This window comes from Nostoc sp. UCD121, assembly GCF_014222285.1.
Classification (GTDB): domain Bacteria; phylum Cyanobacteriota; class Cyanobacteriia; order Cyanobacteriales; family Nostocaceae; genus Nostoc.
The window spans coordinates 1-22,300 of sequence record NZ_JACKZS010000131.1 but is presented as its reverse complement, the minus strand read 5'-3'; the positions used below and the strand labels follow the sequence as shown (position 1 = coordinate 22,300).

The 22,300-nt window shown below is 40.7% G+C and carries 32 protein-coding genes and 1 pseudogene; 7 read left to right on the top strand and 26 right to left on the bottom strand.

Annotated elements, in window-relative coordinates; genetic code table 11:
* Positions 1-186: 186 nt before the first annotated feature.
* Positions 187-552, top strand: a pseudogene (cynS, locus tag GNF10_RS23970) (cyanase); the annotation flags it as partial.
* Positions 553-687: 135 nt separating this feature from the next.
* A complete protein-coding gene (locus tag GNF10_RS23965) occupies positions 688-1,320 on the top strand; it encodes a TenA family transcriptional regulator (RefSeq protein WP_185584374.1) in 633 nt (210 codons plus the stop codon).
* Positions 1,321-1,466: 146 nt separating this feature from the next.
* On the opposite strand, the gene GNF10_RS23960 is transcribed toward GNF10_RS23965, so the two are convergent.
* Together GNF10_RS23960 and GNF10_RS23955 are read right to left on the bottom strand one after the other, a co-directional pair.
* On the bottom strand, positions 1,467-3,473 hold the full coding sequence (locus GNF10_RS23960; protein WP_185584371.1) for a DEAD/DEAH box helicase: 2,007 nt from the start codon (positions 3,471-3,473) through the stop codon (positions 1,467-1,469).
* Between the two features lie 404 nt (positions 3,474-3,877).
* Positions 3,878-4,204: a hypothetical protein gene (locus tag GNF10_RS23955; RefSeq protein ID WP_185584369.1), complete on the bottom strand. Its 327-nt coding sequence runs from the start codon at positions 4,202-4,204 to the stop codon at positions 3,878-3,880.
* A gap of 170 nt (positions 4,205-4,374) precedes the next feature.
* On the opposite strand from GNF10_RS23955, the gene GNF10_RS23950 reads away from it, so the two are divergent.
* Complete coding sequence (locus tag GNF10_RS23950; RefSeq protein ID WP_185584367.1) at positions 4,375-4,842, top strand: AAC(3)-I family aminoglycoside N-acetyltransferase; 468 nt, start codon at positions 4,375-4,377, stop codon at positions 4,840-4,842.
* A 99-nt stretch (positions 4,843-4,941) separates the two neighbouring features.
* On the opposite strand, the gene GNF10_RS23945 is transcribed toward GNF10_RS23950, so the two are convergent.
* On the bottom strand, positions 4,942-5,610 hold the full coding sequence (locus GNF10_RS23945; RefSeq protein WP_185584365.1) for a hypothetical protein: 669 nt from the start codon (positions 5,608-5,610) through the stop codon (positions 4,942-4,944).
* Between the two features lie 719 nt (positions 5,611-6,329).
* Here GNF10_RS23945 and GNF10_RS38805 point away from each other — a divergent pair.
* A complete protein-coding gene (locus GNF10_RS38805) occupies positions 6,330-6,971 on the top strand; it encodes a type IV pilin-like G/H family protein (RefSeq protein ID WP_260446326.1) in 642 nt (213 codons plus the stop codon).
* A 128-nt stretch (positions 6,972-7,099) separates the two neighbouring features.
* Here GNF10_RS38805 and GNF10_RS23935 read toward each other — a convergent pair whose 3' ends face one another.
* From GNF10_RS23935 to GNF10_RS23885, 11 genes are all read right to left on the bottom strand, one after another.
* Positions 7,100-7,315, bottom strand: a complete 216-nt coding sequence (locus GNF10_RS23935; protein WP_185587879.1) for a hypothetical protein — start codon at positions 7,313-7,315, stop codon at positions 7,100-7,102.
* Positions 7,316-7,349: 34 nt separating this feature from the next.
* On the bottom strand, positions 7,350-7,538 hold the full coding sequence (locus GNF10_RS23930) for a hypothetical protein (protein WP_185587877.1): 189 nt from the start codon (positions 7,536-7,538) through the stop codon (positions 7,350-7,352).
* Between the two features lie 138 nt (positions 7,539-7,676).
* Entirely contained in the window at positions 7,677-8,522 is an 846-nt protein-coding gene (locus GNF10_RS23925; protein ID WP_185587875.1) for a BRO family protein, read from the bottom strand.
* 23 nt (positions 8,523-8,545) lie between these two features.
* On the bottom strand, positions 8,546-8,947 hold the full coding sequence (locus tag GNF10_RS23920; protein ID WP_185587872.1) for a hypothetical protein: 402 nt from the start codon (positions 8,945-8,947) through the stop codon (positions 8,546-8,548).
* A gap of 83 nt (positions 8,948-9,030) precedes the next feature.
* Entirely contained in the window at positions 9,031-10,533 is a 1,503-nt protein-coding gene (locus GNF10_RS23915; RefSeq protein ID WP_221644665.1) for a hypothetical protein, read from the bottom strand.
* Positions 10,534-10,623: 90 nt separating this feature from the next.
* Positions 10,624-11,298 (bottom strand): hypothetical protein, encoded by a 675-nt coding sequence (locus GNF10_RS23910; RefSeq protein WP_221644664.1) that lies wholly within the window; start codon positions 11,296-11,298, stop codon positions 10,624-10,626.
* Entirely contained in the window at positions 11,295-11,783 is a 489-nt protein-coding gene (locus GNF10_RS23905) for a hypothetical protein (RefSeq protein ID WP_094346019.1), read from the bottom strand. Before GNF10_RS23905 ends, GNF10_RS23910 begins: the two co-directional genes overlap by 4 nt.
* Complete coding sequence (locus GNF10_RS23900; RefSeq protein ID WP_185587958.1) at positions 11,780-12,421, bottom strand: hypothetical protein; 642 nt, start codon at positions 12,419-12,421, stop codon at positions 11,780-11,782. The genes GNF10_RS23905 and GNF10_RS23900 overlap by 4 nt, the downstream gene beginning before the upstream one ends.
* Positions 12,411-12,782 carry a hypothetical protein gene (locus tag GNF10_RS23895; protein WP_185587956.1) on the bottom strand — a complete coding sequence of 124 codons (372 nt, stop codon included), beginning with the start codon at positions 12,780-12,782 and terminating at the stop codon, positions 12,411-12,413. The genes GNF10_RS23900 and GNF10_RS23895 overlap by 11 nt, the downstream gene beginning before the upstream one ends.
* Before the next feature lie 239 nt (positions 12,783-13,021).
* Entirely contained in the window at positions 13,022-13,189 is a 168-nt protein-coding gene (locus tag GNF10_RS23890; protein ID WP_185587954.1) for a hypothetical protein, read from the bottom strand.
* Between the two features lie 254 nt (positions 13,190-13,443).
* The gene (locus GNF10_RS23885; protein WP_185587952.1) at positions 13,444-13,686 is read right to left on the bottom strand and encodes a hypothetical protein; all 243 of its coding nucleotides are present in this window, start codon (positions 13,684-13,686) and stop codon (positions 13,444-13,446) included.
* 307 nt (positions 13,687-13,993) lie between these two features.
* On the opposite strand from GNF10_RS23885, the gene GNF10_RS23880 reads away from it, so the two are divergent.
* Positions 13,994-14,236 (top strand): hypothetical protein, encoded by a 243-nt coding sequence (locus GNF10_RS23880; protein ID WP_260445965.1) that lies wholly within the window; start codon positions 13,994-13,996, stop codon positions 14,234-14,236.
* A 75-nt stretch (positions 14,237-14,311) separates the two neighbouring features.
* Here the strand turns inward: GNF10_RS23880 and GNF10_RS23875 are convergent, their stop codons facing one another.
* The 11 genes from GNF10_RS23875 to GNF10_RS23825 form a co-directional block, all read right to left on the bottom strand.
* A complete protein-coding gene (locus GNF10_RS23875) occupies positions 14,312-14,587 on the bottom strand; it encodes a hypothetical protein (RefSeq protein WP_185587950.1) in 276 nt (91 codons plus the stop codon).
* 5 nt (positions 14,588-14,592) lie between these two features.
* Positions 14,593-14,973 (bottom strand): hypothetical protein, encoded by a 381-nt coding sequence (locus GNF10_RS23870; protein WP_185582786.1) that lies wholly within the window; start codon positions 14,971-14,973, stop codon positions 14,593-14,595.
* A gap of 19 nt (positions 14,974-14,992) precedes the next feature.
* Complete coding sequence (locus tag GNF10_RS23865; RefSeq protein WP_185607246.1) at positions 14,993-15,331, bottom strand: hypothetical protein; 339 nt, start codon at positions 15,329-15,331, stop codon at positions 14,993-14,995.
* The gene (locus GNF10_RS23860) at positions 15,303-16,418 is read right to left on the bottom strand and encodes an RNA-guided endonuclease TnpB family protein (protein ID WP_221643504.1); all 1,116 of its coding nucleotides are present in this window, start codon (positions 16,416-16,418) and stop codon (positions 15,303-15,305) included. The genes GNF10_RS23865 and GNF10_RS23860 overlap by 29 nt, the downstream gene beginning before the upstream one ends.
* Positions 16,419-16,495: 77 nt before the next feature.
* Positions 16,496-16,816: a hypothetical protein gene (locus GNF10_RS23855; protein ID WP_185582791.1), complete on the bottom strand. Its 321-nt coding sequence runs from the start codon at positions 16,814-16,816 to the stop codon at positions 16,496-16,498.
* Positions 16,817-16,827: 11 nt separating this feature from the next.
* Complete coding sequence (locus tag GNF10_RS23850) at positions 16,828-17,097, bottom strand: hypothetical protein (RefSeq protein ID WP_185582793.1); 270 nt, start codon at positions 17,095-17,097, stop codon at positions 16,828-16,830.
* A 126-nt stretch (positions 17,098-17,223) separates the two neighbouring features.
* Positions 17,224-17,982 carry a hypothetical protein gene (locus GNF10_RS23845; protein ID WP_185582794.1) on the bottom strand — a complete coding sequence of 253 codons (759 nt, stop codon included), beginning with the start codon at positions 17,980-17,982 and terminating at the stop codon, positions 17,224-17,226.
* A gap of 50 nt (positions 17,983-18,032) precedes the next feature.
* Positions 18,033-18,359, bottom strand: a complete 327-nt coding sequence (locus GNF10_RS23840; protein WP_185582795.1) for a hypothetical protein — start codon at positions 18,357-18,359, stop codon at positions 18,033-18,035.
* Positions 18,359-18,586, bottom strand: a complete 228-nt coding sequence (locus tag GNF10_RS23835) for a hypothetical protein (RefSeq protein WP_260445966.1) — start codon at positions 18,584-18,586, stop codon at positions 18,359-18,361. Before GNF10_RS23835 ends, GNF10_RS23840 begins: the two co-directional genes overlap by 1 nt.
* A gap of 52 nt (positions 18,587-18,638) precedes the next feature.
* Positions 18,639-19,088, bottom strand: coding sequence for a hypothetical protein (locus GNF10_RS23830; protein WP_185582799.1), 450 nt, complete (start codon positions 19,086-19,088; stop codon positions 18,639-18,641).
* A 207-nt stretch (positions 19,089-19,295) separates the two neighbouring features.
* Positions 19,296-19,871, bottom strand: coding sequence for a hypothetical protein (locus tag GNF10_RS23825; protein ID WP_185582800.1), 576 nt, complete (start codon positions 19,869-19,871; stop codon positions 19,296-19,298).
* Between the two features lie 194 nt (positions 19,872-20,065).
* Here GNF10_RS23825 and GNF10_RS23820 point away from each other — a divergent pair, with 194 nt between their 5' ends.
* Positions 20,066-20,314, top strand: a complete 249-nt coding sequence (locus GNF10_RS23820; protein WP_185582802.1) for a hypothetical protein — start codon at positions 20,066-20,068, stop codon at positions 20,312-20,314.
* Positions 20,315-20,560: 246 nt separating this feature from the next.
* Here GNF10_RS23820 and GNF10_RS23815 read toward each other — a convergent pair whose 3' ends face one another.
* Positions 20,561-20,734, bottom strand: a complete 174-nt coding sequence (locus GNF10_RS23815) for a hypothetical protein (protein WP_185582804.1) — start codon at positions 20,732-20,734, stop codon at positions 20,561-20,563.
* Positions 20,735-20,806: 72 nt separating this feature from the next.
* Between GNF10_RS23815 and GNF10_RS23810 the strand changes: the two genes are divergently transcribed.
* On the top strand, positions 20,807-22,300 hold a 1,494-nt coding region (locus tag GNF10_RS23810; RefSeq protein ID WP_185607245.1), incomplete at its 3' end, for a hypothetical protein.

The following is a 22,300-nucleotide window of genomic DNA, read 5'->3' as shown; positions in this document are numbered from 1 at the left end:
CTAAAACCATTGCTACACCTAGATTTTCTGTTTTTCGGCAATTTCTCGAACTCCAAAAAAAATAAGCGAACCGGGAGTCTTGAATTTCAGAATAGCTGAATTCTTCTTCAATCGTCCCTTCAAATAAATCCGGTATCTGTAGCTCAATAGTAGGGTTAACATGAAATTTGACGCTCGGCTAAAAACAAACTATTGCAATGTAACGAAGTATGGATTGCCTCTGTAATTTATCGTCAAGCGAGTATTTCACCTGAAGAAGCAAAGTTACTAGTTGATATATTAGGGCTTGATATAGACGATGCTAGGGAACTGACTAAATATCCGATAAAAGGTAGTGATGCTGTTGTTCCAACTGACCCTTTTATTTATCGGTTCTATGAAATTATGCAGGTGTATGGACTTCCACTAAAAGATGTAGTTCAAGAAAAGTTTGGTGATGGAATTATGAGTGCTATTGATTTTACCTTGAATGTAGACAAGGAAGAAGACCCAAAAGGCGAACGCGTGAAAATTGTTATGTCAGGTAAATTTCTACCTTACAAAAAATGGTAATTCTCTTGAGCGTAGATACTTTCAATTGAATTGTAAAGCGTCTGTAAGTGTTTGTTAATATACAGGTAGAATGGTTGGCATCTTAGCAGTCTGCTCCTCTCCATTCCATCTCCCCGAAATACCTATTGAGCCAAAATGACTATTACCTGTAAACTTCTTTTAGAAAATCACGCTCAAGATTGGCAAGAAGCAACTGTGCATCCTTTTCTAGAACAGTGTCAATTAGGTATAATTCAACCCCAGCAATTCAATACATGGTTGATGCAAGATTATCTGTTTGTTGTGGAATTTACGCGGATGGTAGGGCGAGTATTAGCCAGCGCACCTCCAGAACATTTTGATGTGATACTTGGAGGACTGGCAGCTCTTAAAGACGAACTCAATTGGTTTCAAGAAAAAGCTACCCAACGACAACTGAATCTTAATATAAAAAAACAACCAACCTGTAGAGAATATTGTGAATATATGCAGAGTCTTGCAAACAAGCCTTATCCTGTACAAGCAACTGCATTTTGGGCTATTGAATTAGCCTATAATCAAGGTTGGCAACTACCAGGTAAGATGCCTGCACCTTACAATGAATTTGCACAAAGGTGGGGAAATATTGATTTTACAAAATATGTAAAACTTTTGTCACAGCAAGCTGATGAGGTTTTAGAAACGGCAGAGGGAGAGATTCAAAAACAAGCTGAAGAATCTTTTTTAATGGTGGCAAAATTTGAACATAATTTCTGGCAGATGGCTTTTCACACAGCACAGCATGAATAAAATAGTTTTCAGAGGACGAGTGTGAAACGCCCACAAATTCTTTCTTAATTTCCTAAAGCCTACTTACACCCCACGCCTAAAAAGCAGTAATGTTATGGGTTAGCGCTTTTCAAGCGTGCCATTCAATTATGACCCAACATTGGGAATCAACTTAACCGAAACATGATCTTAGCAAGCTTCCCAAACCCTTGAGTAAAGGCATATTCAATCTCTGCGGGATCACAAATCTCTGTTAGTTTGGATTTCAGCCCAGGAAGTTCTCTAACCTCAATACAGATATTTACATATACATCTTTAGCTTCCACATGGAATAGCCCAGCATTTATGTTTAAAAAATCACCTGTTAGCATTGAACAGTAAGTTAAAGATTCTTTCCATTGTGATTTGTACTTCATTTTAAAATAACTATCGCCTAAATTCTTTTTGAACTTAGATGACTTTTCCTGTGGTTTTGGTTCCCAGAATATACTATTCTCCAACTGCCCAAGAGCTTCTATTGTCGTTACATTAGTCGCCACATTGCTACTGCCTTGTTGTTTTAGCTTTTTCTGTTCAACGAAAGACATAGCCAAGATGCGGTTCTTATGTCGTTCAAAAGCTTCCTTGTACAGTTCCCATGCTTTTTTGGTAATTGCTGATTGGGATGGCTCAACCATTTTAACGATTTCGCGCCAATCTCCAAGAGTAAATTTAGTAATATTTTCAATAAAAGCGATGAAAATGGCGCTATAAATTTTAGTGGGACTCGCACCCCGTAAACCTTGCCTTCGGATCGTATCAGTAACTAAGTCTAATCTGTAAGTAGAAACAGAAAGGTCAATTTCTGTAAGCTCAAGGCTAAAACCCTGTCTAAGCCGGATTTTGCTAAAATTTGGCTTCGCAGGACTTTCAATAGTTGTAAAATCAATCGTTTCACCACAGCTTGGACAAATAGCTTGGTGATGTTGAATCAGCACTCCATTCTCGTCAACTTCGGCATTAAAATTAGCTAATTCTTCAGTTAGCGGTTTAAAAATATGGGTGCAATGCTCACATTGGATTAAACCTTTGTTTTGTATTTCTGATATAGTTTTAGGCAATAAACTCCATTTGCGTGGTTCATCAGGAAGCCCATGTTTTTTCCAATTATCGGTAATATCAATAATCACCGCAGTTGGTTTTAAAGCATAAGTTCTTAGAACCCGCCCCAGCATTTGTAGCCAAAGAGTAGAGCTTTCAGTCGGACGGACACAGTAAACGCACTCAATATTAGGACAATCAAAGCCCTCGGTTAAGATTTCATAATTAGTAATTACTTGGGTAGTGCCATTGCGAAAACGCTGCAATATTTCTAATCTCTCTTGTGGGGGAGTTTTGCCATCCAAATGTTCGGCACTAATATAATTACGAGAAAATTCCGCAGCCAGGGCACGAGAATGTTCTAAGCTACAGGCGAAAATAACTGTACGAAGATTTCGTGCATATTTAAAGTAATTTTCAAGGATTTCACTAACACCAATTTGGCTAGTGACAGCAACCGCTAACTCTTTGGCTCTAAAATCCCCACGAGATTTTGCAACTCCAAGAGTCGAAATAGTTTGATTCGTTGCAAATAATCGAAAGTTACTTAAATAGCCAGATTGAATTAAGTTAGCCGTGTCAATGCCAATAACCAAATCATCAAATAAATCAACAAAACCTTGACCGTCGATTCTTTGGGGAGTGGCAGTTACACCTAATATCTGGGCGCTTTCATAATGTTCAATTAATCGTCGATAAGATAAAGCAGTTGCATGATGCGCTTCATCTAATATCAAAAGTCCAATGTTCATTGGTAACTCTAATACCTCTCGTCTGCTTAACGTTTGAACGCTAGCAACTTGGATTCTCCGCTCAGGATTAGCCAAAACACCTGCTTTGATAATCCCAACTGGTTCACCGATAATTTGTTCTAGCTTTTCGGCAGCTTGAGATATCAACTCAATCCGATGGGCAATGACTAAAACTTGCTTTCCTTGGTCAAAGAATTTATGAGAAATATGTGCAAAGCACACCGTTTTACCGGCGGCTGTCGGGAGCTGTGCAAGCACTCGCCTATTACCTTTCTCCCAAGAATTCCAAATATCTTTTATCCACTGATGTTGATAATCTCTAAGTTCGTAGGTAACAGGCATTCAATCTACCTCAACAAGAATTTTTCTCTCGTGGTAATATTGCTCATTATCCCACAAGGTCTTCAAGTTAAGATACCGATAATCCCAATTCTAAAAGTAGTAAAAATGTTTTGGGTTGATTTGATGCAATTTTACTCCATAAAGAGCAAATTATAGAGATAATAAGCTATAAGTGATGCACTGTAAATAAAGTTTCCCCTATTCAACGCTAGCCAAATCATCTGTACTAACAACTGAATAGTCTTATAAAGTTGATATTCAGAATGGAACGGGCGACGAAGGCTAGTCGGATTCTTGTGCGTTGATTAAATATCTTTGTCAATGTTGCTAAATGTTAAAAATAAATAGTTACATTATAGTTACATTAAAGCAAGGGCTAGAAGTAGGTTCTCTTTACTGCTGATTTAGGATTGTGGAAATATTCTTATCAATTGTAGTAATATAGCTTCTAAGCTATTTAGCGCAGCGTTAGTGGTTCTTTGATGTTCATCAAAATGACGTTGGTGTTCTTCAAAATTTCTTTGTTGCTGTTCTTGACTATCATGTAATTCAAGTAACACATCATCTAAAACTGCACTACGGCTTAATACACGGTCAACATTATTTGTTAAATCATTTACGTTATCAGTCAGATTATCAATTTTGTTGGTTAGTGCTGCTATAGCTTCAGTATTCCTAATAGCCAATACTTCAATACGGTCTAGTCTATTTGGTGCTTCAAAATCAGACATAAGTATTTATTCCTTACTTTTAATAAACAAATAAAACTATGAACTAATGTACATTCACTGGTGAACCTGATTCCACTAATATAGATCAATTTCAACTAAATAGAATATTTCCAGTAACTCTATTAGATCCACTAGCGCAAGAAAAGTTAAGGAAAATCCCGCGAGGTCTTATGAACTTAAGCATTCAACAGATTGTGCCGGAGGACGTTGCATTAATGGAAGCTCTATTAGCGACCTTTGGCGAGGCATTCGATGAGGTGGAGACATATAGAAATCCGCCTAGTACAGACTACCTGCGGCAACTGCTCGATAGTGACTACTTCATTGCGATCGCCGCATTGAAAGAAGGTGAAGTCGTTGGCGGTCTTACTGCATACGAGCTTAAAAAGTTCGAGCAGGAGCGCAGTGAGATTTACATCTACGATCTAGCTGTTGCTGCCGCACACCGACGGCAGGGGATTGCAACGGCATTAATTCAGAAGCTGAAAGAAGTAGCAGCAGCTTATGGAGCTTATGTTATTTTCGTCCAGGCAGATATTGGTGACGATCCAGCTATTAAACTTTATACAAAGCTGGGCGATCGCGAAGACGTATTGCATTTCGACATACCAGTTAATGGCGGCAATGACAATGCCTAATGCCTATCTGAGTAGTGGCTTTTCGAGAAGGGCATACTAGAGAGCGGGTCAATTTTTTACAATCTTAAGTATCAGATGAGTCCTAGATCATGAGCAATCTCATGGATGATAATCTGGGCAATTCTCATTATCCCATCCATGCGCGTGAATTCCACAGACTAACATATTCCCGTCATACTCAACTCCATGATAGTTAGCGCAACCGATACAAGCTATTGGTGGGCTAACTTGGTCATCAAAATCAAAATCATCATCCTCCGATTCATCAACTCGAGCTAAGGATGCATTACAGTTGGGGCAGGTTTGAATATCTCGCCCCAAGTCTCTAACTAGACAAGTGAGCGATTGCCACGAAGTCATGGACTCACCACTGTTACTAATATGAGTAGTGAGTGACGAAAAATAAGGGTAACTGCATTGGCATACAACCACCTCAGCATCAGTATGCGTCGCGTAATGAGCTTCTAGATATTCTTGAGCAACTCTCCAGTTCTGTTGCTTAGAAATACTTTGTGGCTGTCCTTCACAGTTTACCTCCCATAGTTTGCCATCGTGGAAAATCCTAAGAGAAAATGATGTATAGTCATGAGCTAGATTTTCTAGTTCGCAATGTCTTTTGGCATTTTTGTAATCAAAACTGCGATGCTCAACCATTAACTTATGCTCACGGGGATAAGTCTGGATTACCAAATACTCTCCTTCATAAAAGGGATTGTATTTGGTAGCAATTCGAGGGTTGAAAAATAAGAAATCCTGTTCAGTATCCATATAAATAGTAATTTTTCATTTGTCATTTACTAGATTTACTTATAGTATTTCCTGCTTTTTAGGAAAAGCTTCACGGCAAGAAAGCCCCTTGCCGATATAAACTTTCTCATCCTCTTTCATGTAAATTGAATTTCTCCTGTTAGTAGATCCTTCTCCCACGTAATCTGTGTACACACAAGTATAGTCCGCAAAGGTTTCAACCCTTTTAGCCCCGTAAATACTCAAATTTTGGGCAACTAGAAACTCCATTTATCGCGCTAATTTTAAGGTTATGGCAACGAAACCAAGTTTTAGGTAGGATTTCAAAACTTGTGTGTACACCGTAGTTCCCTACAAGGGAAGGAAAATAAGATTCAAAGCCTTTCGTTTTAAAAGAGAGGTTTGGAGAGAGGCCAGAGTGTATTGCTCCTATTCGAGAAGTGCTATATAGTTCGCTACTACACAAGCAAAATCTAACGAAAAAGCAAGGTTTTTAACCCGCGCAGGCGGTTATTGTCTTTGTAGCCGCGATTTATGCATGGTCGCCAAGACTAGTAATAAATTAGACTCTACAAACAAACACCTTCTTAAGAAAGCCTATATCTATTAGATGCTTGCCTATGCTGTATAGCGGGCTAAAAAGGTTATATAAAATGATAAATCCAATATACTGATACACTTTGGATTTGCTATGGGTAATCTTAAAACAGTAATTAGTATTCGGTCATCATATTTATTCTATGCATCTTAACTTTGAAAGAAGGTTGATATTAGGTCTATGGTTCCTTGGAACAATTGTCGGTTCCATAATTATTCTTGTAAATGGGGTAGTGGTGTGTTTTACACTTTATGAGGTATTTTTTGGTTGTAACATGACCTGTAAAGCTCATCAAGCAGTAGGAAAAATTCACGGATCTAGCTTTAATCGCGCTCAACAAAGTTATTATTTAAACAATGAAAGATTCTCCACCTCTTTAAGTGATTTGCAAGCAGGTATTGAACCTAAAACAGGTAAATACAACTTTTTAATAAAAACTATAAATACTCCTAAAAAACATGAGATTACATATTTTTATGCGGTTTCGAGTGTACCAGGTCTTAAAAGTTATCTTAGTGCTGTCACTGTTACAGCGCTTCCCGCTATTATGCAATACAGTTTTTCTTCTTGCACCTCTCCTACCATAGCTTTTAGCTTTAAGGATGATGTACCTCATAGCTGCCAGAAGTGCTGTATACCAGATGTAAACTCTAAAACTAATGACATATTAACAATAAAAATTCAATGTGAGACTAATTTCCCAACCGAAAATAAACCCACTGATCCGCAAGTTAAAAATGCGACTTTTATTTGTGCTAAAGATCAATTGGAGATCAAATATTAGAAATCAAGCTGTTTTCCAATAAACTCCCATTATCTGCAATTAATCCAATAGTGCTTCGGGTTAATTTTAATTGATAGGGTATATCTAAAGTTGATTGAGCCTCTTGCTGAAATTTATCGGTTGACATTTTAGTATTTGTACTGTGTATAACTTCCTGGATCTGCTGATTTTAATGTGGTGATAAAACCAATCAGCGCAAACTGACATTTACACCCCAAGGCTTCTTCTATGGCGACAGCATTCAGATTATACTCTTGGCAGACAGTATCAAAAATCTCATGTAGGGATAGTTCTAAATTTTCATTTAATTCCTGAACTGGTTTTTCTATTGACTTGACTAACATAGCTGACAGGGCGAAGGTTAATATGTTTTGAAGATTAATTCTTTCCCAACGCTTGCCTCCGTGCCTCACTATAGGCAACAAATACAATACTTGAACAAGCAGTTAAATTTACTACGAATGCAGGCGGACGACCACCAGTTAACAATAGCATTACTAAAAACCCAATGCCGACTTGAGTTATTTGTTTAACTAATGAACTGAAGCTATAAGCTGAATTTTTCATAAATCCTAGTGCGGTAACTCTTGTATTTTTATCTTCCCAGGACAAGAAAAGAGCGGTTGCGCGATAGCCTTTACTTGAGGGGGAGCTTATCGCCCAAAGTACTGGGTTTGCTCACGTAATCGCTCTCATCAAATATTTTCAATTCTCATTTGCGCTCAAATCAATTACTTCTAAAACATCGGGCAACCATCGGACATATTCAATGATTTTATCGTGAGTCCGGGCTTTGTCTCTTGTGACAGTGCCCCAGAGTTTACCTTTTTCAGTCAAATGCCAGATGTTCTTTTGGCGTTGTTTACCCTGTTTATCAGTTTTGATTTCGATTTCCTTACGCTGTAATCCAGCAGACTCTAAAATCCGATTCACCACTTCTGGTCTGATAGGCTGGGACAGTCCGTTGCGTTCGGCATATAATTCACCGATTGCGGTTGGAGACAAATGTCGGTCGGGAGTCGCAACAATTTCCTGGATTGCGCCGACCAACTCCTGTGCCATTGGGGTGATTTCGGGACACAATGCTTGTACACCACGAAGGATGGTGATGGTTTGGAGTTCTGCACTAAGCCTTGTGCCAGACAGAATCTTTTGCCCAAAGTTAACGAGTTCATCAAGACTGGGTTTAATATTTTGTTGTTGGTTTGGCTTGGGCATTTCGTACTTCCCAGTACGCCGCAGTGAGGGAAGCACTTCGTGAAAAACCCAGCGCTGGAAACGTTTAGCGACTGGTTTACGGGATTTGAAAATCAATCGGTAAAGCCCAGGCTCAGTCACAGTCAGCATTTCTTGTCCTTGAGGGTTGTCATCACCAGGGGTATAGACATTAGCTAGACCCCTCTCGTCTTCATCGAAAGAACCTAACGCATCACTTGGATTCTTAATTTCAAGAATTACACAGACATCGGCAGCGACCCATTCTGGTTTCTCTGGTGTACCAACAAAGCGAACTTCAAGAGACTCAAACACAAAAATTGATAGGTCTGACATAACTAAAATTTCTCCAAAATTGATTAAATATGAATTAATGCAAGAAAACAAAATTTAATTCGTAGAGATGTAGCCTTAATCCAAGTTTGATGATTATTTAATCCACCTCTTTGTACCCAGACTTGATGGTAATGAACTGAGGTGGGGTTGCTACTTCTACCGTAGTAATTCTGATGGCACTGAGAGCATACCCCTACACAATCCCAGCCGGGAATTTCGTAACCAGATACGCTTGCAATAGGGAAATGCAGTAAAAAAATTCCCAAAAAGCGGCGCAAGAACGAGCGTTTATATTTGATGTGATGTACAACAGTAGCGCGTCCGTGCCAGGGATTATTAGTGCAGCGCGGTTGCAGCTTATAGACACGACGGCAAGTAATTGACCAGTTACTAGCGTATTCAAATTTATTTAAGGATTTACGCATTACGTGAGTCGAATTGGTTAATTAGTGACATTCGAGGCAGAGGTGAAGAAAATTCTTAAGATTCAGGTTGCAATTAACATCAATCAAACATCAATTTTAAATTTGTAAATTAATCCTTGATGGTCAGTTTGACGGATAAGTGTGAGAATTGCTGTTTTTAATTCATCAGCACGCTCATTTTCTCCCAATTCTTTGACGATAAAATCTTCAAGTGTTAGATGTCGTGTACGCTCCAATTTATCAATCATCTGTTGAGAAGGACTTCTTTGTATGGCAGTAAATGTTCTCAACTGTTGCCGTTGTCCTGTTGATAATGAATCTCCTGTTGGTTTATCGTTGTCCCGATCAAGAGCAGAGTAATTAGGCAATTCTGGCATTGCACCCCATGTGGAATTACCGCCAAAGAACACAGCGCGGTTACAAGGTGAGGCTTTAATTAAAGTGTTTATTCTCTCTAAATCAATCATTTCGAGAATCGGTGACTTTTTCCACTGTTTTAAAACGTTAGTATTCTTGTCTGAAATGATGGCAACTGCCGTAATTTGGCTAGTAGCTGATAAATTTAATCCTAGTGGCCCAACATAAGGAGATTGAGCAAGTAGCCAAACATTCTCCTTGCTAGAACCACCAAGTGAAGAAATATGCAAAATCAATGTGCCAATGCGCTCGTTTCGACATTTTTTCGCAGCGTCTCCAAGGGTGGAACCTTCATCAATAACTAATAACGATTCTTCTTGATTATTAGCCCATTCGATGTAACCGATTGATTCGTCAGTTCCATCAAGTACCTCATCCATCCATTTACAAATATTTTCTGGGGATTCATTTTTGCATTTTTTACGCCGAACAACGTCAACCACACCCTCTGTGTAACCATATTCAGATGGTTCATTTTTGGGGTCAATATAAAAGATTTTGCGGTTTGGCTTTTCGGCTTTGATTCGACGTAGGGCATTAGCAACCAGCATTCCTTTACCGCTTCCACCAATTCCAAAAATAATGCAATTACGGATAGGTGAAGCAATTTCTCGAACTATGTCTATAATGTGCGTGGGATTGTGAACTGAAGATGATGTATTAGTACTTGCGAGTTCAGTAGAATGCGAATTAGATTGTTGTGGGAGGAATGTGGGTTCTTGCAGGGAATTAGAAGAAGTTAGCGAGAAGAATGGTTGATTTAATGATTGAGTAGATTGTAATGCATCCTCAATATAATCGATTGCTGCGTTTGAAAAATTATACTCTTGACTACTAGCAAACTGTAGCTCTTTGTTCACAGAATCATGACCAACCTGTTGAACATAGCCTCGAAAATCATCACCGTCGAGAATATGAGCAATACAGCCATATTCTCTAATCGCTGCTTGATTTCGTTGAATACATTGAGCTTTTTTAAGACTACTATATAGTGTCCATCCGGCAATCAGCGCTCCAGTCAGGGGCGAGGTGGCCGAAGCTGCAACTGCTGCCACAATCAACCCAAGAGCAATATTCCATTGAATGTTGTTTTCGGTAGTGGACTTAAAAGCGATCGCGCTCCATTGCTCCGGGGTTCTTTGAGTCTTATTAATATCAAAACGTGTCATATTCATATTTTTTTATAAAAATCTAGTATTAAAGCGAGTAAGGGAGAAATCCGGGTGAAGACTACGCCCCCGGACTTAACTTATTGTTCGCTAGGGTTTAATAGCGTAAGACAATTTACCTACCCAAATGATTAATGAAACTATTACCTCAATTGCAAACAACGTAATCAGCGCTAGTGCCAAATTACCGTAGTCTAATTTCCCCCACTGCCCTGTCGCCAAAATAAATATTAAGTCAGATATTTTACCGCTAGCTACAGGCGAATAAACAGTAAGGCAAATTAGAAAATCAACTGTGTAGGTAAAGATTTTCAACACCTCTAAGTTGCTGACAACAGAGATTGGGAGATGATTGTATGTGCGTTTGAGCATTTTGAGAGTGGGATCATCAGTATCTTTTTCGTGATAGCGGGAACGCCCATCAGCCTCGGTAACAATCTTCTCTATAAACTTTTCATTGTTATAGAGAATCAGGGGCAGTATTTCAATAATTTGAATTACGCTCCAAAGTATTGCTCCGAGTATCCAAGAAAGACTCTTTGAAAATATTGCTGCAATTCCGTTGAGCAGAGGGATTGAAGCGACCAGAGAAATAAATGCGCTACTGGTGGCTTTAGCTCCTAAAAAAGATACTGCTCTTTCATAAGGCTGAATGTTCAAATAGGCGAACCAGATGCCAGCTACTACTAACCCCCAATATAAAAGCCGTAGCCAGGAGTTAGTTTTTGCTTGTCCATTCTGATTTTTGGGCATTGTGAAATTCATTTTGCTCCTGAATCTATCGGCTGGCTGTATGTACCACCGCGAAAGCGTTTAAGCCTAGTGGCAACTAAATCTCTGTTACCTGTAAAAGCGATCGCCTCCACTTCTCCCCTATCAGCAATCACACCAGTATTACCGTTGGCATCACAGACTACAGTTCCTTTCGGTAAAGGGTTCAGTGTGATCCGGTCAAAGATTACCTTTCCTTGGACAATCGTCACGTATTTATGAGGGTAGACTGTGGCCACAATTGGCAGACATCCAGATTCATACCTGGAATCAGCAATAGCCGCTTGTTGTTTCTCTAATTCAAGTTGTTGCTCCAGGATGGTTTGTTGCTTGGAGTTTTGAGCAATGGATTGCTTAATTTCAGTGATTGCTCCCATGTTCCTTTGAATATCACCAGAGGAATAAACCAAAGATGCCCCAATTAACGTGCCAAATACAATTGATGTTTTGTGCTTCCTCCAAAGTCTGGTAGTATTCATTGCCCCATATCCTCTAAAAAAGCATCAATACTAAAAGTGTTATCAGCAGGGGCTTTTAACAAGAAATTCTCTACATCAGATTTGACTTGAGGCGTAAGGGATTTAACGTCACTCAAAAACGCATCAACGTCTACTGTTTCTACACCATAACCAGCAAGCAGTTTGTTTATTTGTCCATCGTTGTCTGAGAGTGAACGCAAGTATTCAGTGCTGTACTGTGTTTGCTCAAGGAAAGAATTAGCAACTGCACTTCTGCTATGCTCTAACGCCCTCTGAAATACCTTTGCTTCTAATGTTGCTATAGCATTAGCTTGAGCTACCGCACCACTCATCACCACCCGAATCATCCCTGCCATCATCTGATGATTGAGGTTTGGGATAATACTAGCCGCCATGTTAGTTGCTTGTTGAATCGCTGATGCTTCTTGTTCTGATGCTGGCAAGTGCTTTTGACTATTAATTGCTGCGCCTGCAAGTTCAAACACTTTCTCCAACTCTTCTGTAATATCTGGGCTAAACTCATCACCTTCGGGGTCAACATCTGCCCCGTGGTCACGCATGATTCGGAGTGCTTCTATCACTTGCACATCGCTGTAGCGATCGCTGAAATATTCGACTACTTGTTCTCTAGTAAACATTATTTTTCTTCCTCCATTGTTCAAAATCTTCACGGCGTAAATGCATAAAATTTGTAATTAGAAGTCTTTTGACTTCTTCGGACTTCTTACCCTTCATGAGAAAAAATATAGTTGCTGATAGAAACCTTTGGTATCCATCAAGGTAGTTACTTCGACAGCTTTTTCCTGTTTCGTAATAGCTGGCTTTTAAGGGACGAATCTTATTTATAATATTTACTTCCCATCTCCAAAGAGTTATACGATTAATCTCCAGAATATTACTCCACTCTTTTCTTGATAACAAATTATCCAAAAATGCATCATTCATTTTTGGATCTTTCTTGATGTGCGCCAAGACATCATGTAAACTATCCTGATTCATCGTTTCATTTGCCCTTGCAATATTGTTGCATCAAAACTCTTTTATCTCCACATCAAAGTAAAAAATATCGTTAAAACAACTGTTTTTGACATTATTTTGTTCGTTAGCGCTCGATATTTGCTGTGCAATGTTGCAAGCATCTGTAACATTGGTGCTTGCAACATAGGTGTTACATTATTGCAATGTTGCAAGCACCTCAAGCAATTAATGTTACGAAAAAAGCCTCTCTAAACAACAGATTACTTCTTACGCTTGGAATAATCCCAGTCTCCATACCAATAAGCAGCATGGAGCATATTGTAAGTATCAGGGTCTACAATACCTGCAAACTTTTTGTAATCTAGTCCATTTTCCAGTGCATTTTTTAAGTCTTTTAGAATAGGAATATGCTCTGCTGGAATGCTCATAAGCATAGAGGTTGAACTGATTATCATCGTTGCCTAGACCGTCTCTAATAGCATCAAATCCGTTATTTCGTGCCATAATTTCAAACAGATACAACTTATCTCAGGTAAAGAGCGATTAGCTAACTTTGACAGGGCAGCGATCGCTTTTTACTTTCAGTGAAGTGCAACAATGTTGCGCTTCTTTTGTACATATTAGAAAACCTGTATATAACAGGCAATGAACAGAGTTGACAACTTTGTTGATTAAGTTGTTCTCACAATATTTTTGAATCTTGAGGTTGTTTCCCTTCTCGAATCCACAAGTTATGCTGTATGGCTGCTAAAGCTCTAACTCTGGCTGATGGTTTGCGACGTGTTACTTTCCCTTGACAAGCATACGCTGCTAATGTTCTGGCTCCAATCTTTAGATACTTTGAAGCCTCTTCATACGTCAGCCCCCAAGCCTGACAAAAAATTAACGGGTCTAACTCTTCAAATGTTAGTGGCGGCTGAATCATAATCGTAAAATCCTTCTCTAGGCTATTTCTACGGTTAGGTAATAGCTACTGCTACAATCACACTTTCCAGTTTTTTCTTTCTCTTTTCGGAATCAAACTAGATTGTCCTAATCCCTAAACGAAGAGGCTTTTGTGCAGTTCTTGCAAGAGAGAAAGAAACTAGAATACAAGGTGCAATAGCATCCTACACCCTTAGTTTTGGTCAAGCGATTCTAGGTTAGCATAAATATGCTATCTATATCCCTTTAGATAGTATATTTATTTTGGAGGTTTCTTGTTAAAAAAAGGTAACTATAGGGGTAAAGTTATGTATAAATCTCCTTACGATCAGAAAATGCCTAAGAAAACTACACCAAAAATGGTTCAGACCGCAGTTTCTATTCCAGAGCCGTTGTATGAAGCAGCAAAACGAGTTCAAGCAATGGAAGGATGGAATGAGTCAGAAATGCATCGACTGTTTTGGGAAAAAGGATTTGCGCTTCACGTTCAGGGAACTCTTGCCCGTCATCAATTGGGTTTGATTCCTTCTGAAGAAAATCTGGGCGAGTGATGAGGGAACTTTCTTAGGAAAAGGAAGGGAGAAAACAGAATTATGTTTGACTAATTCTTCTTCTCCCTTGCCTCTTCAAGAATCCTTCCTCTGTTTGACTAGCACCGAACGCAAGTACTGCCGACAAGCTGCTTCTCCCCGGTGTATCAGAATCCGCAGCGCCTGTACTTCCTGCATTGGAGAAACACAGATTTCAGCGATGGCTGGAATTAAATTCTGTTGCTGATGCACGTAATCTTGATGCTGCTGCTCTAATTCCTGAATTTTGGAGTTTAACTCCTGTATCTGTCGTAATGCTTGCGTCAGGGACGATTCTTTGTTTCGAGAGCGATTATCTAGAGTGAATGTCATTTTATTTACTCCTCTAAAGATTTTTTAAATGTTTGCCAATCGGGGCATTTATCACCTTGCCAGCCTCTGGGGTGAACAGCGCAATTGAGAAGCACGCCGTTGTAGACAACCCCGTGGAAATGCTTGCAACCTCGGCAGGGGGTGGGAACAGGTCTGGGTCTTAGCGATTCTTCAAATTGCGCTGCCTCAATCCGATTACCGATAAACATGGTCAATCCAGTTCCCATCATGCTGAGACTGAAAACTAGCCTCGCTCCGCTTGCAGGTATTGTGATGTTGAAATAGTTGGTTTTCTTTTGTCCAAAAACCATGAGAGAGCCACTCAAAATAGTGGAAAATGCGAAAACTGCAATGGCAGATTTAAGAATCAATTGTTTTGTGTTCATAACCGGAATCAATGAGTGCTTAGTTTGACTCAGTTAGTTGCTTGGTGCTGGCGAACTTCTCATGATCTGAGCAAGTATCACCTTCTACTCCATACGGATGAATCGCACAAACGAGCTTTACTTTCCCATATTCAATACCATGAAAATTTCGGCATCCTTTGCAAGCCTTTGGTTTCGCTTTGAGTCTTTCGTCTAAAGTTCTGTCGATTTGTTCTTCAATTTGAGTTTTCAACAGACGATCTAGAGCTATTGTTTGCAATCCAACTCCTCCTAGCATCAGAGACAAGCCAGAAATCCAACTTTTTGCACCCTCTCCCGCAATTGCTCCTTTAACACCGATAATGATGCCGATCGCCATTGCCGTTGCTCCTGATGCTGCGACAAAAACATTTTCTTTTATATCCACCTTTGCCATCACGTTTTGGTTTGGCACGTTTGACCATCGCCTTGATGTTTAGGTCTTCACGCCCAACAGCATCAGCAGTTTTGACAATTTTACTCGCTGCTTGCCAATTGTAGCCGTCTCGATGTTGTGCTAATTTATGTTGTGTTCTCGCAATTCTAGCGTATGCCTTGTTTTTGTTTTGAGAACCCTGACGTTTGCGACTTATGGCACGTTGACGCATAGTTAAACGTCTAGATGTTTTGATGTTAGTTGTAACTTTAATATTTTCGACAAAACTACCATCTGACAAAGCTACAAGCTTATTCACACCAACATCAATCCCGACTACTGATTTGATTTGAGATATTGGCTTTTCTTTTGGTAGTTCTTGGGGTATTTGAACTAACATTGATAAGAACCAGTAACCACCTGTTCTTTTAACAGTACAAGTCCTCACGGATTGAATACTGGTCAAATCTCGACTATTGTGCATTTTGACATTGCCAATCCCTGGAAGATAGACAGTGGCATAATTATCTTTAATTGTCTTAAGTTTAACCTGTTCTGGTGAGTAATTGAAACTATTTAAAGTTCGTAAATAACGTGGGAATCCTTTACCATGCCGCCAAAAATTTGTAAATGCAGTGTCTAATTTTAGGATGTTACCCTGCAAAACAGCAGTACTAATCTCACTAAAATGTTTGAGTTTATGTCTTAATCTTGTTGTTACTTTTTTCTGGATATTAGAAGCGCTATCCCACTTGATAACAGATGACGATGTTTTCAGGGCAATATTTAGATCAGTTGGAATAACACCATGTTTCAGTACGGGACAAGTTAGTGGACAATACCCACCATATTCAACTCTGGTTTTCAGATCGCAGTAACTACCAAAAGCATAATTAACTGGTTGATCAGCATTCTGATTATTAGTATTGTATCCAATCTCTCGTTCTCTAAGTGCATAGTTTCTATGCTTTCTGAGAGTGATTAACCACTGCGACATTTTTGCTTGTTGAAGCTGACAGGGCTTTAACTTAAAGTTCCATCGGACTAGCATTTTTATCACCTCGCTTTCGGCGTAGAAGTGTAGAAATTGATTTTTTCATGTTCTTGAAACTATGACAGTGACAAAGCCTATGTTTGTTTTAGCTGCTTGTACTTATCCCAATTCCTGGGATTATGAGGTGATGACATTGATTCTTCAAAGTCCCAATTTTGAGAATTGGTATCGAAAAACTCAATCGCTGCATCAAAACCACATTGTAAAAATCTGGTGTATGATTCTTCCGAGCAAAGAATTGATTCGGCAATTGCAGTCAAGAGTTTGAGATTGGTTTCAGTAGCAGCACCTTCTTTGTGGAGCCATTCAATGGTTTCCAAGAGTTGTTTTTTAGCTGAAGCCGCAGTAGATGGTGGCAATGCGGCAACGGGAGTAAAACCTGTTAGTTGTTTCATGTTTGATTTGCTCAAAAATTATCTATTTCTGCAATCCCATCATCAGTTGACACTTTCCGTTGAGATTTGGCTTTACTGATTTGGAATTCGTTCGCTTTAATCACGGGCATTGCAGCCTCTTTAACTGCTGCTTTCGCCTGATGATAGAGAAATTGAACTACACCGTCTGCATCTTCTTCATCCTCAACTTGTGCCCATAAAGAACAACCTAATTCGATTGATTCGTAATTGCCCAAGTTAAACTTTCTCGAATAACTAACTGAGACAGTACCGATTTTCATTGACTTGTTTGAACCGCTAATTTATCTAGTGGCGACTCATACCAATTCGCAATTCGCAATTCGCAATTCGCAATTAAGAAATTTAGTGAATTGGTTTCAAAGGTGAATCGCCGTTGTAGTGTCTAATTACCGCTTGTTACCTTGCGGCATAGCTGTCTGATTCTGCGCTTGCAGAGATAACCGTACCTCAGTTTCCGAAACCGGAGGTAATGCTGGTGCAGTGACAGCATTACTAGCCCAGCGCTCGTAAGTTTCATTCGTCACCCAATGAACTGTTGCCCCAGATTCCGCACCACTACGAATCATCTCTGCTGCAACGAGTGCATCCTTCTCAAAGTCAGACTGTGGGTTACGGTACGACCATTGGATAAACCAGTACGTTCCCAACGTCCCTTCCACTTTTTGGAACTCCGCGCAGAAAATGTAGTTTTTGAGTACGCTAGCGATCGCCTGATAACAGAACTCTTTGGGATCTCCGGGCATCCCTTCCTCGCACCACGATTGAAATGCGCGATGGGCGAAGTGGTTGTAGAGTCCGGCGAAATTATCTTTACTGCGGCGGTGGATTAGAAAACTAAGCAGCATGGAGGCTGGCCCCTTAAACTGGTCTTTGAGTCCGCCAGTAACAGGAATTACCCACAGTTCAGTAAATGGCTCGTTGGTAAAGTTTTCGTTGATTGTGAGTAAGCGGTCAGGGCGTGAGATTGCGATTGAAAAATCAGCCTTGTTACCTTTGAGATATCCTCCTGCTTGTGCTTCTAGAATTGTTAATTTTGAGGGACAATCAAGTAAGAATTGACCATATTCTTTAGCGCAATTGGCTTGTAGTTTCGGTTGGCTGGGTGGAATGAGAAAGACGCTGTTGTTGATTTTGATGGTTTCCATAATTGTGTTGTTGTTGTTAAAAATTGCGTTGATACTGGACAGTGTTCGACTTAGTTATGTATGACAATGCCGGGGATTGTTTTTAACTCGTATTTCAGCACCTCGATTTGATATAGTCGCTTTTTAATCTCTGCTTCTAGAAGTGTTTTCAATTCCTGCGGTTTGAGCAATTTAATCTCGTTCTCTAAGTGATTTTTCTCTTCAATGGAATTCATGTCAGGCATGACTAAATAACGCCAGCTTTCATCGTATTCATAAGCTAAAAGACTATCGATTGGGTAATACTTCATGCCGATGATAATTCCCTGTTCTGCACGTTGTCCTAAAGTGAAGCGGGGGTATTTCCAACCGTGTGGAATGGTGATTGTTGGTTGCATTATTTTGCCTCCTGATTAAACTTGACTTCAACGACTTCTTCAACACAACCCATCGCTTGATCCAAATAGTGCAGAACATCACCCAAATGAGTTGCTGCTTCTGGATCAATCTTTTTATCAGCAATCAACAAAAGCCAATTTTCATCTTGAGCGATCGCCTGAATCTTTAAGTAGCAGGAGTTGAACTCTTGTAGGATTTCTATGGGTGACATTGCTATATTTGTCATGTAAGTAAAACAGTCTTATTGAGGAAGTGGGCAGCAACGCCCACCCCTTTCTTTAGGCTGCAACAAATCTTTCACTTGGCGCATCGAATTCTCTATCTAGCAACTCTTCTTCCGTGGCTGGTTGTTCTGTTGCCGCTTTTAATACCCTTGCCACCTTCATGAAGTCATCCAACCCAACTGCTGCATCAACCGGCTCGGTGTATCGAAGAGAATCTACTCCGTTAGACCAGTGCGTAATGTACTGAAATATCACCCCAATCATCGAATCGCCCTTGTACACTCGATAGTTTCTGGGGCAAGCTCCGTCAGCGTAAACCAGCTTGTAGCCAGGAATCTCTTGCACCTCTGCGTTGGGGTCGGTTGGAGGTAAGAGTATTTTCTCTGTTGATTCATCTAACTGGGCTTCTTGAAAAGAAAGTGTGGTAATCATTGTCTGTGTGGCATGATGATTTGGATTGTCTAAATTTCGTTTAGGTGGCGATTGCAGATGTTTGGTACGCAATCGCCTTTCTCACTTGCAGTACTGAGGATTTCTTACACCTCTGCATTCGCATCTGTAGCAGTTAGGAGAATTCTCCCGTGGCAATCATCTATTTTAAGTGAGAGGTTACTTGCTGTACTTTGTGTCATGATTCGGATTATCATGAATTCAGTTGTAGGAGCGATTGCTCTTGTCTTAGGGCAGCAATCGCCTTTCCCCTTCAGCAACTTACGCCGCTACTGCCGTTCGGACTCCCAACGATGCAATCACATCTTTTGCACTGCCAGCAACCCGATTCACCCCGTACTGTCTTGGTCTTGCGTACCACCCTTGTTGATTGCACCCGACGAAGCCAACAAAATGCCCGTCTCGGTAGAGTTTGGTGCTGAACGAGAGCCAATTGATCTCTCCGTGATACAGACCAAAAACAGTGCAGGCTTTTTCTAGCTCATCGCTCAATCGCTCGTTGCGCTCCAGGGGTGTTTCCAGTAGATTCGCTTTGACTTCTGCAACTCTTGTAGCGAACCAGTTGCGGTCGAAGGGTAGTCGTCCCCCACCGACTAACTGCACCCATACTGTGATTCCGCCTTCGATCCAGATTGTGCGAACTGATTCGGGTTCGACTTCGATAATCTCACCAATGATGCGGCGATCTCTGCTGGTGAGAGGATCTTGGGTTGGGGCTACAGCTTCGGCTTGGGTTTCGAGGTGGCTGTATAGTTCTGCTTGGGCTATCGCTTGCTCGTCTATTGTATTGCAGTGAAAGCTTCTTGGTGCTTGCTGTGAATAAGCAAAGTAGTTCATAATAATAATCTCCTTTTTAGGAACAAAGGCGATCGCACTGCTTACCAGGCTTGGGGCGATCGCTTTTTGTTATTCTGTATTTACTTTAACCTTTAAAGCAATACTTGTCAATACATTACGATACATATTATTCAATACCTTGCAATACAAGTTTGAGCAAGAGTAAATTTAGGGTGTAAGGACTGAAGAAGTGTATGGCTAATTTAAAAAAACAAAGGACTTTTATCTCGTTTGAAATAGACCCTGAGATTAGGGAAGCGTTCAGTCAACAACTGAAATCTGAAGGTAGAACGGTATCAGCTGTTCTTAAACAGTTTATTGAGGATTACTTGAAGTCCACTGAAAAACCGCAAGACCTAACAGAGGTAATCAAGCGATTGGAAGAAGTTGAGAGAAAAGTTGGCATTGAGAACAATCGATTAGTGGGGGAATCAGCCGCCTGAGAGAGGAGAACGAATCTCTCAGGCAAACTCACGCTCAACTACTAGAACTACTCAACAAAGACAAACCCGCCAATGATCAGGCGGGTTAAGTCTTTTTTAGGGGGTATATAGCTTTTACAATACTTGTATTGTAAAATCGATACAAAAGAGAGGCAATCCCCCTAGCATGGAGAAAGATAATGGATCAAGATAGACGGCTAGAGCGAATAGAAGTGACATTAGACCGAGCAGTATTAGATTACCTTGTCAGGCAATTCGGCAATGGAGTAGAAAACGAGCAGTCTGATTAACTATTACACTGCCGCATACTAAAAGCGATCGCCGCCGGCAAAGCACTGCGATCGCTTGCTCAAGTCGTGAACTACAAAGTGAGCTAATTACGATGTTGACATATTTTTGGTCAGATCCAAAATCAGCCAACTGCTCACTTTGCTGCTAATTGCACTCCCTGGTTGATACAGGACAAGCATTTACCAAACGTGGGTAACAATCATGCTGACACTAGAACCCGAAACCACATCAGCACTCGACTACAGTGTTCTCAACACCAGCATTCAAGACACTTTCACCGCCATTAACCGTTTTGAATGGCAAGCAATAGAAGAGTTGCGAGTGATGCGGGAAAACTGCTATTACCTCGATGCTGGCTACAAAAGCTTTGAAGATTATTGTGAAAAGGAGCTAATCAAATACGGTGGGTATCGTCGGGTAAGGGATTTGCTCTCTGCTTCAGAGGTAAGAGATACCCTACCAGAGTCACTCAAAGACAAGATTACCAAACCGTCCCAAACACGACCCTTATTCAAGCTGATCAAAACTCCCGATAAGTTAGAACAAGCTGTTGCGATCGCTGCTCAGGAAAAACCCTTCCCCACTGCCGCAGACTTCGCCAAAGCAGTACAACAGGTTGCGCCAACGGTTAAACGCGCCACAAAAACCGAAAACCCCAATACGCAATTGTGTAATTCTGTGACTGTCTTATCACCAAAACATCCTCGTTATGGTGAATCAGGAGTAATTGAGGCAGACGCACCAAATCGCTGGCAACAGATTGTTACCTTTGCTGATGGTGAGAGGCTGCTGATCAACAATGCTGATTTAGATGCTGCCAGCGTCCCCTTTCCCAGAGAGCAGACTTATCCACCAGAATATACTGAAGCAATTGCCCAAATTAAAGAGCAACACCAGCAAGAGTTAGAGCGTCTAGAGCAGGAATTGAGGATTGGGCTACAAGCAGAAGCAGGGGCTAGGGCCGAAGCCCAGGTACAAGAGCAAATTCAATCTCTGCAAAATCTGTACAAGCAGCAGAAGGAGCAGAATATCCAGTTACAGCAGCGTTTAGATGAGATGGAATCGCTACGGCAGCTAGAGACTGAGAATCAGCAACTTCACCAGCGCATTCAGGATTTGGAACACGCTGTAGAACAGCGCCCTTCTCAACAGTGGGGAAATACTATGACCCAGCAAGCGACCAAAGCGTTAAACAAGCAGGTAAAGCAAGCCTTGGAGAAAACTATTGATTTGCGATCACTAGCCCAGGAACCACCCAAGGAGAACGCCCAAGAATGTCTACGGCTGATGGGTATGGCTTTGAAGAATCTTGCCAGTGCAATGAACAATACCCAGGCGCTTGAAGCTGCGGCGATAATTCTGGGAAGTGAACCAACATTAACTGCGATCGCCTATCGAGCCGAGCAATTGGAAATGTTGCCCCAGGCGGTTAGTGATATTAGGACAGTGCTGGCTAAACCTGGGTGTACTTGGCAGGACTATTGGGATGTTGCCCAAGAGTATGAGGTAATCAAACAGGACTATTGGGCGGAATTAACAACCCAAGAGACTGATTCAATTACCACACTCCAGAACGCATTCTCTCAACCAGACACTATTGGCGTTGGTTCTATAGTTGCCCATGCTGACCCGTACCGGACTCTGTATTTGCAGAGGGGCGAAGTTGTAGACGAGGTAGGGGGCAAAGTAGTTGTC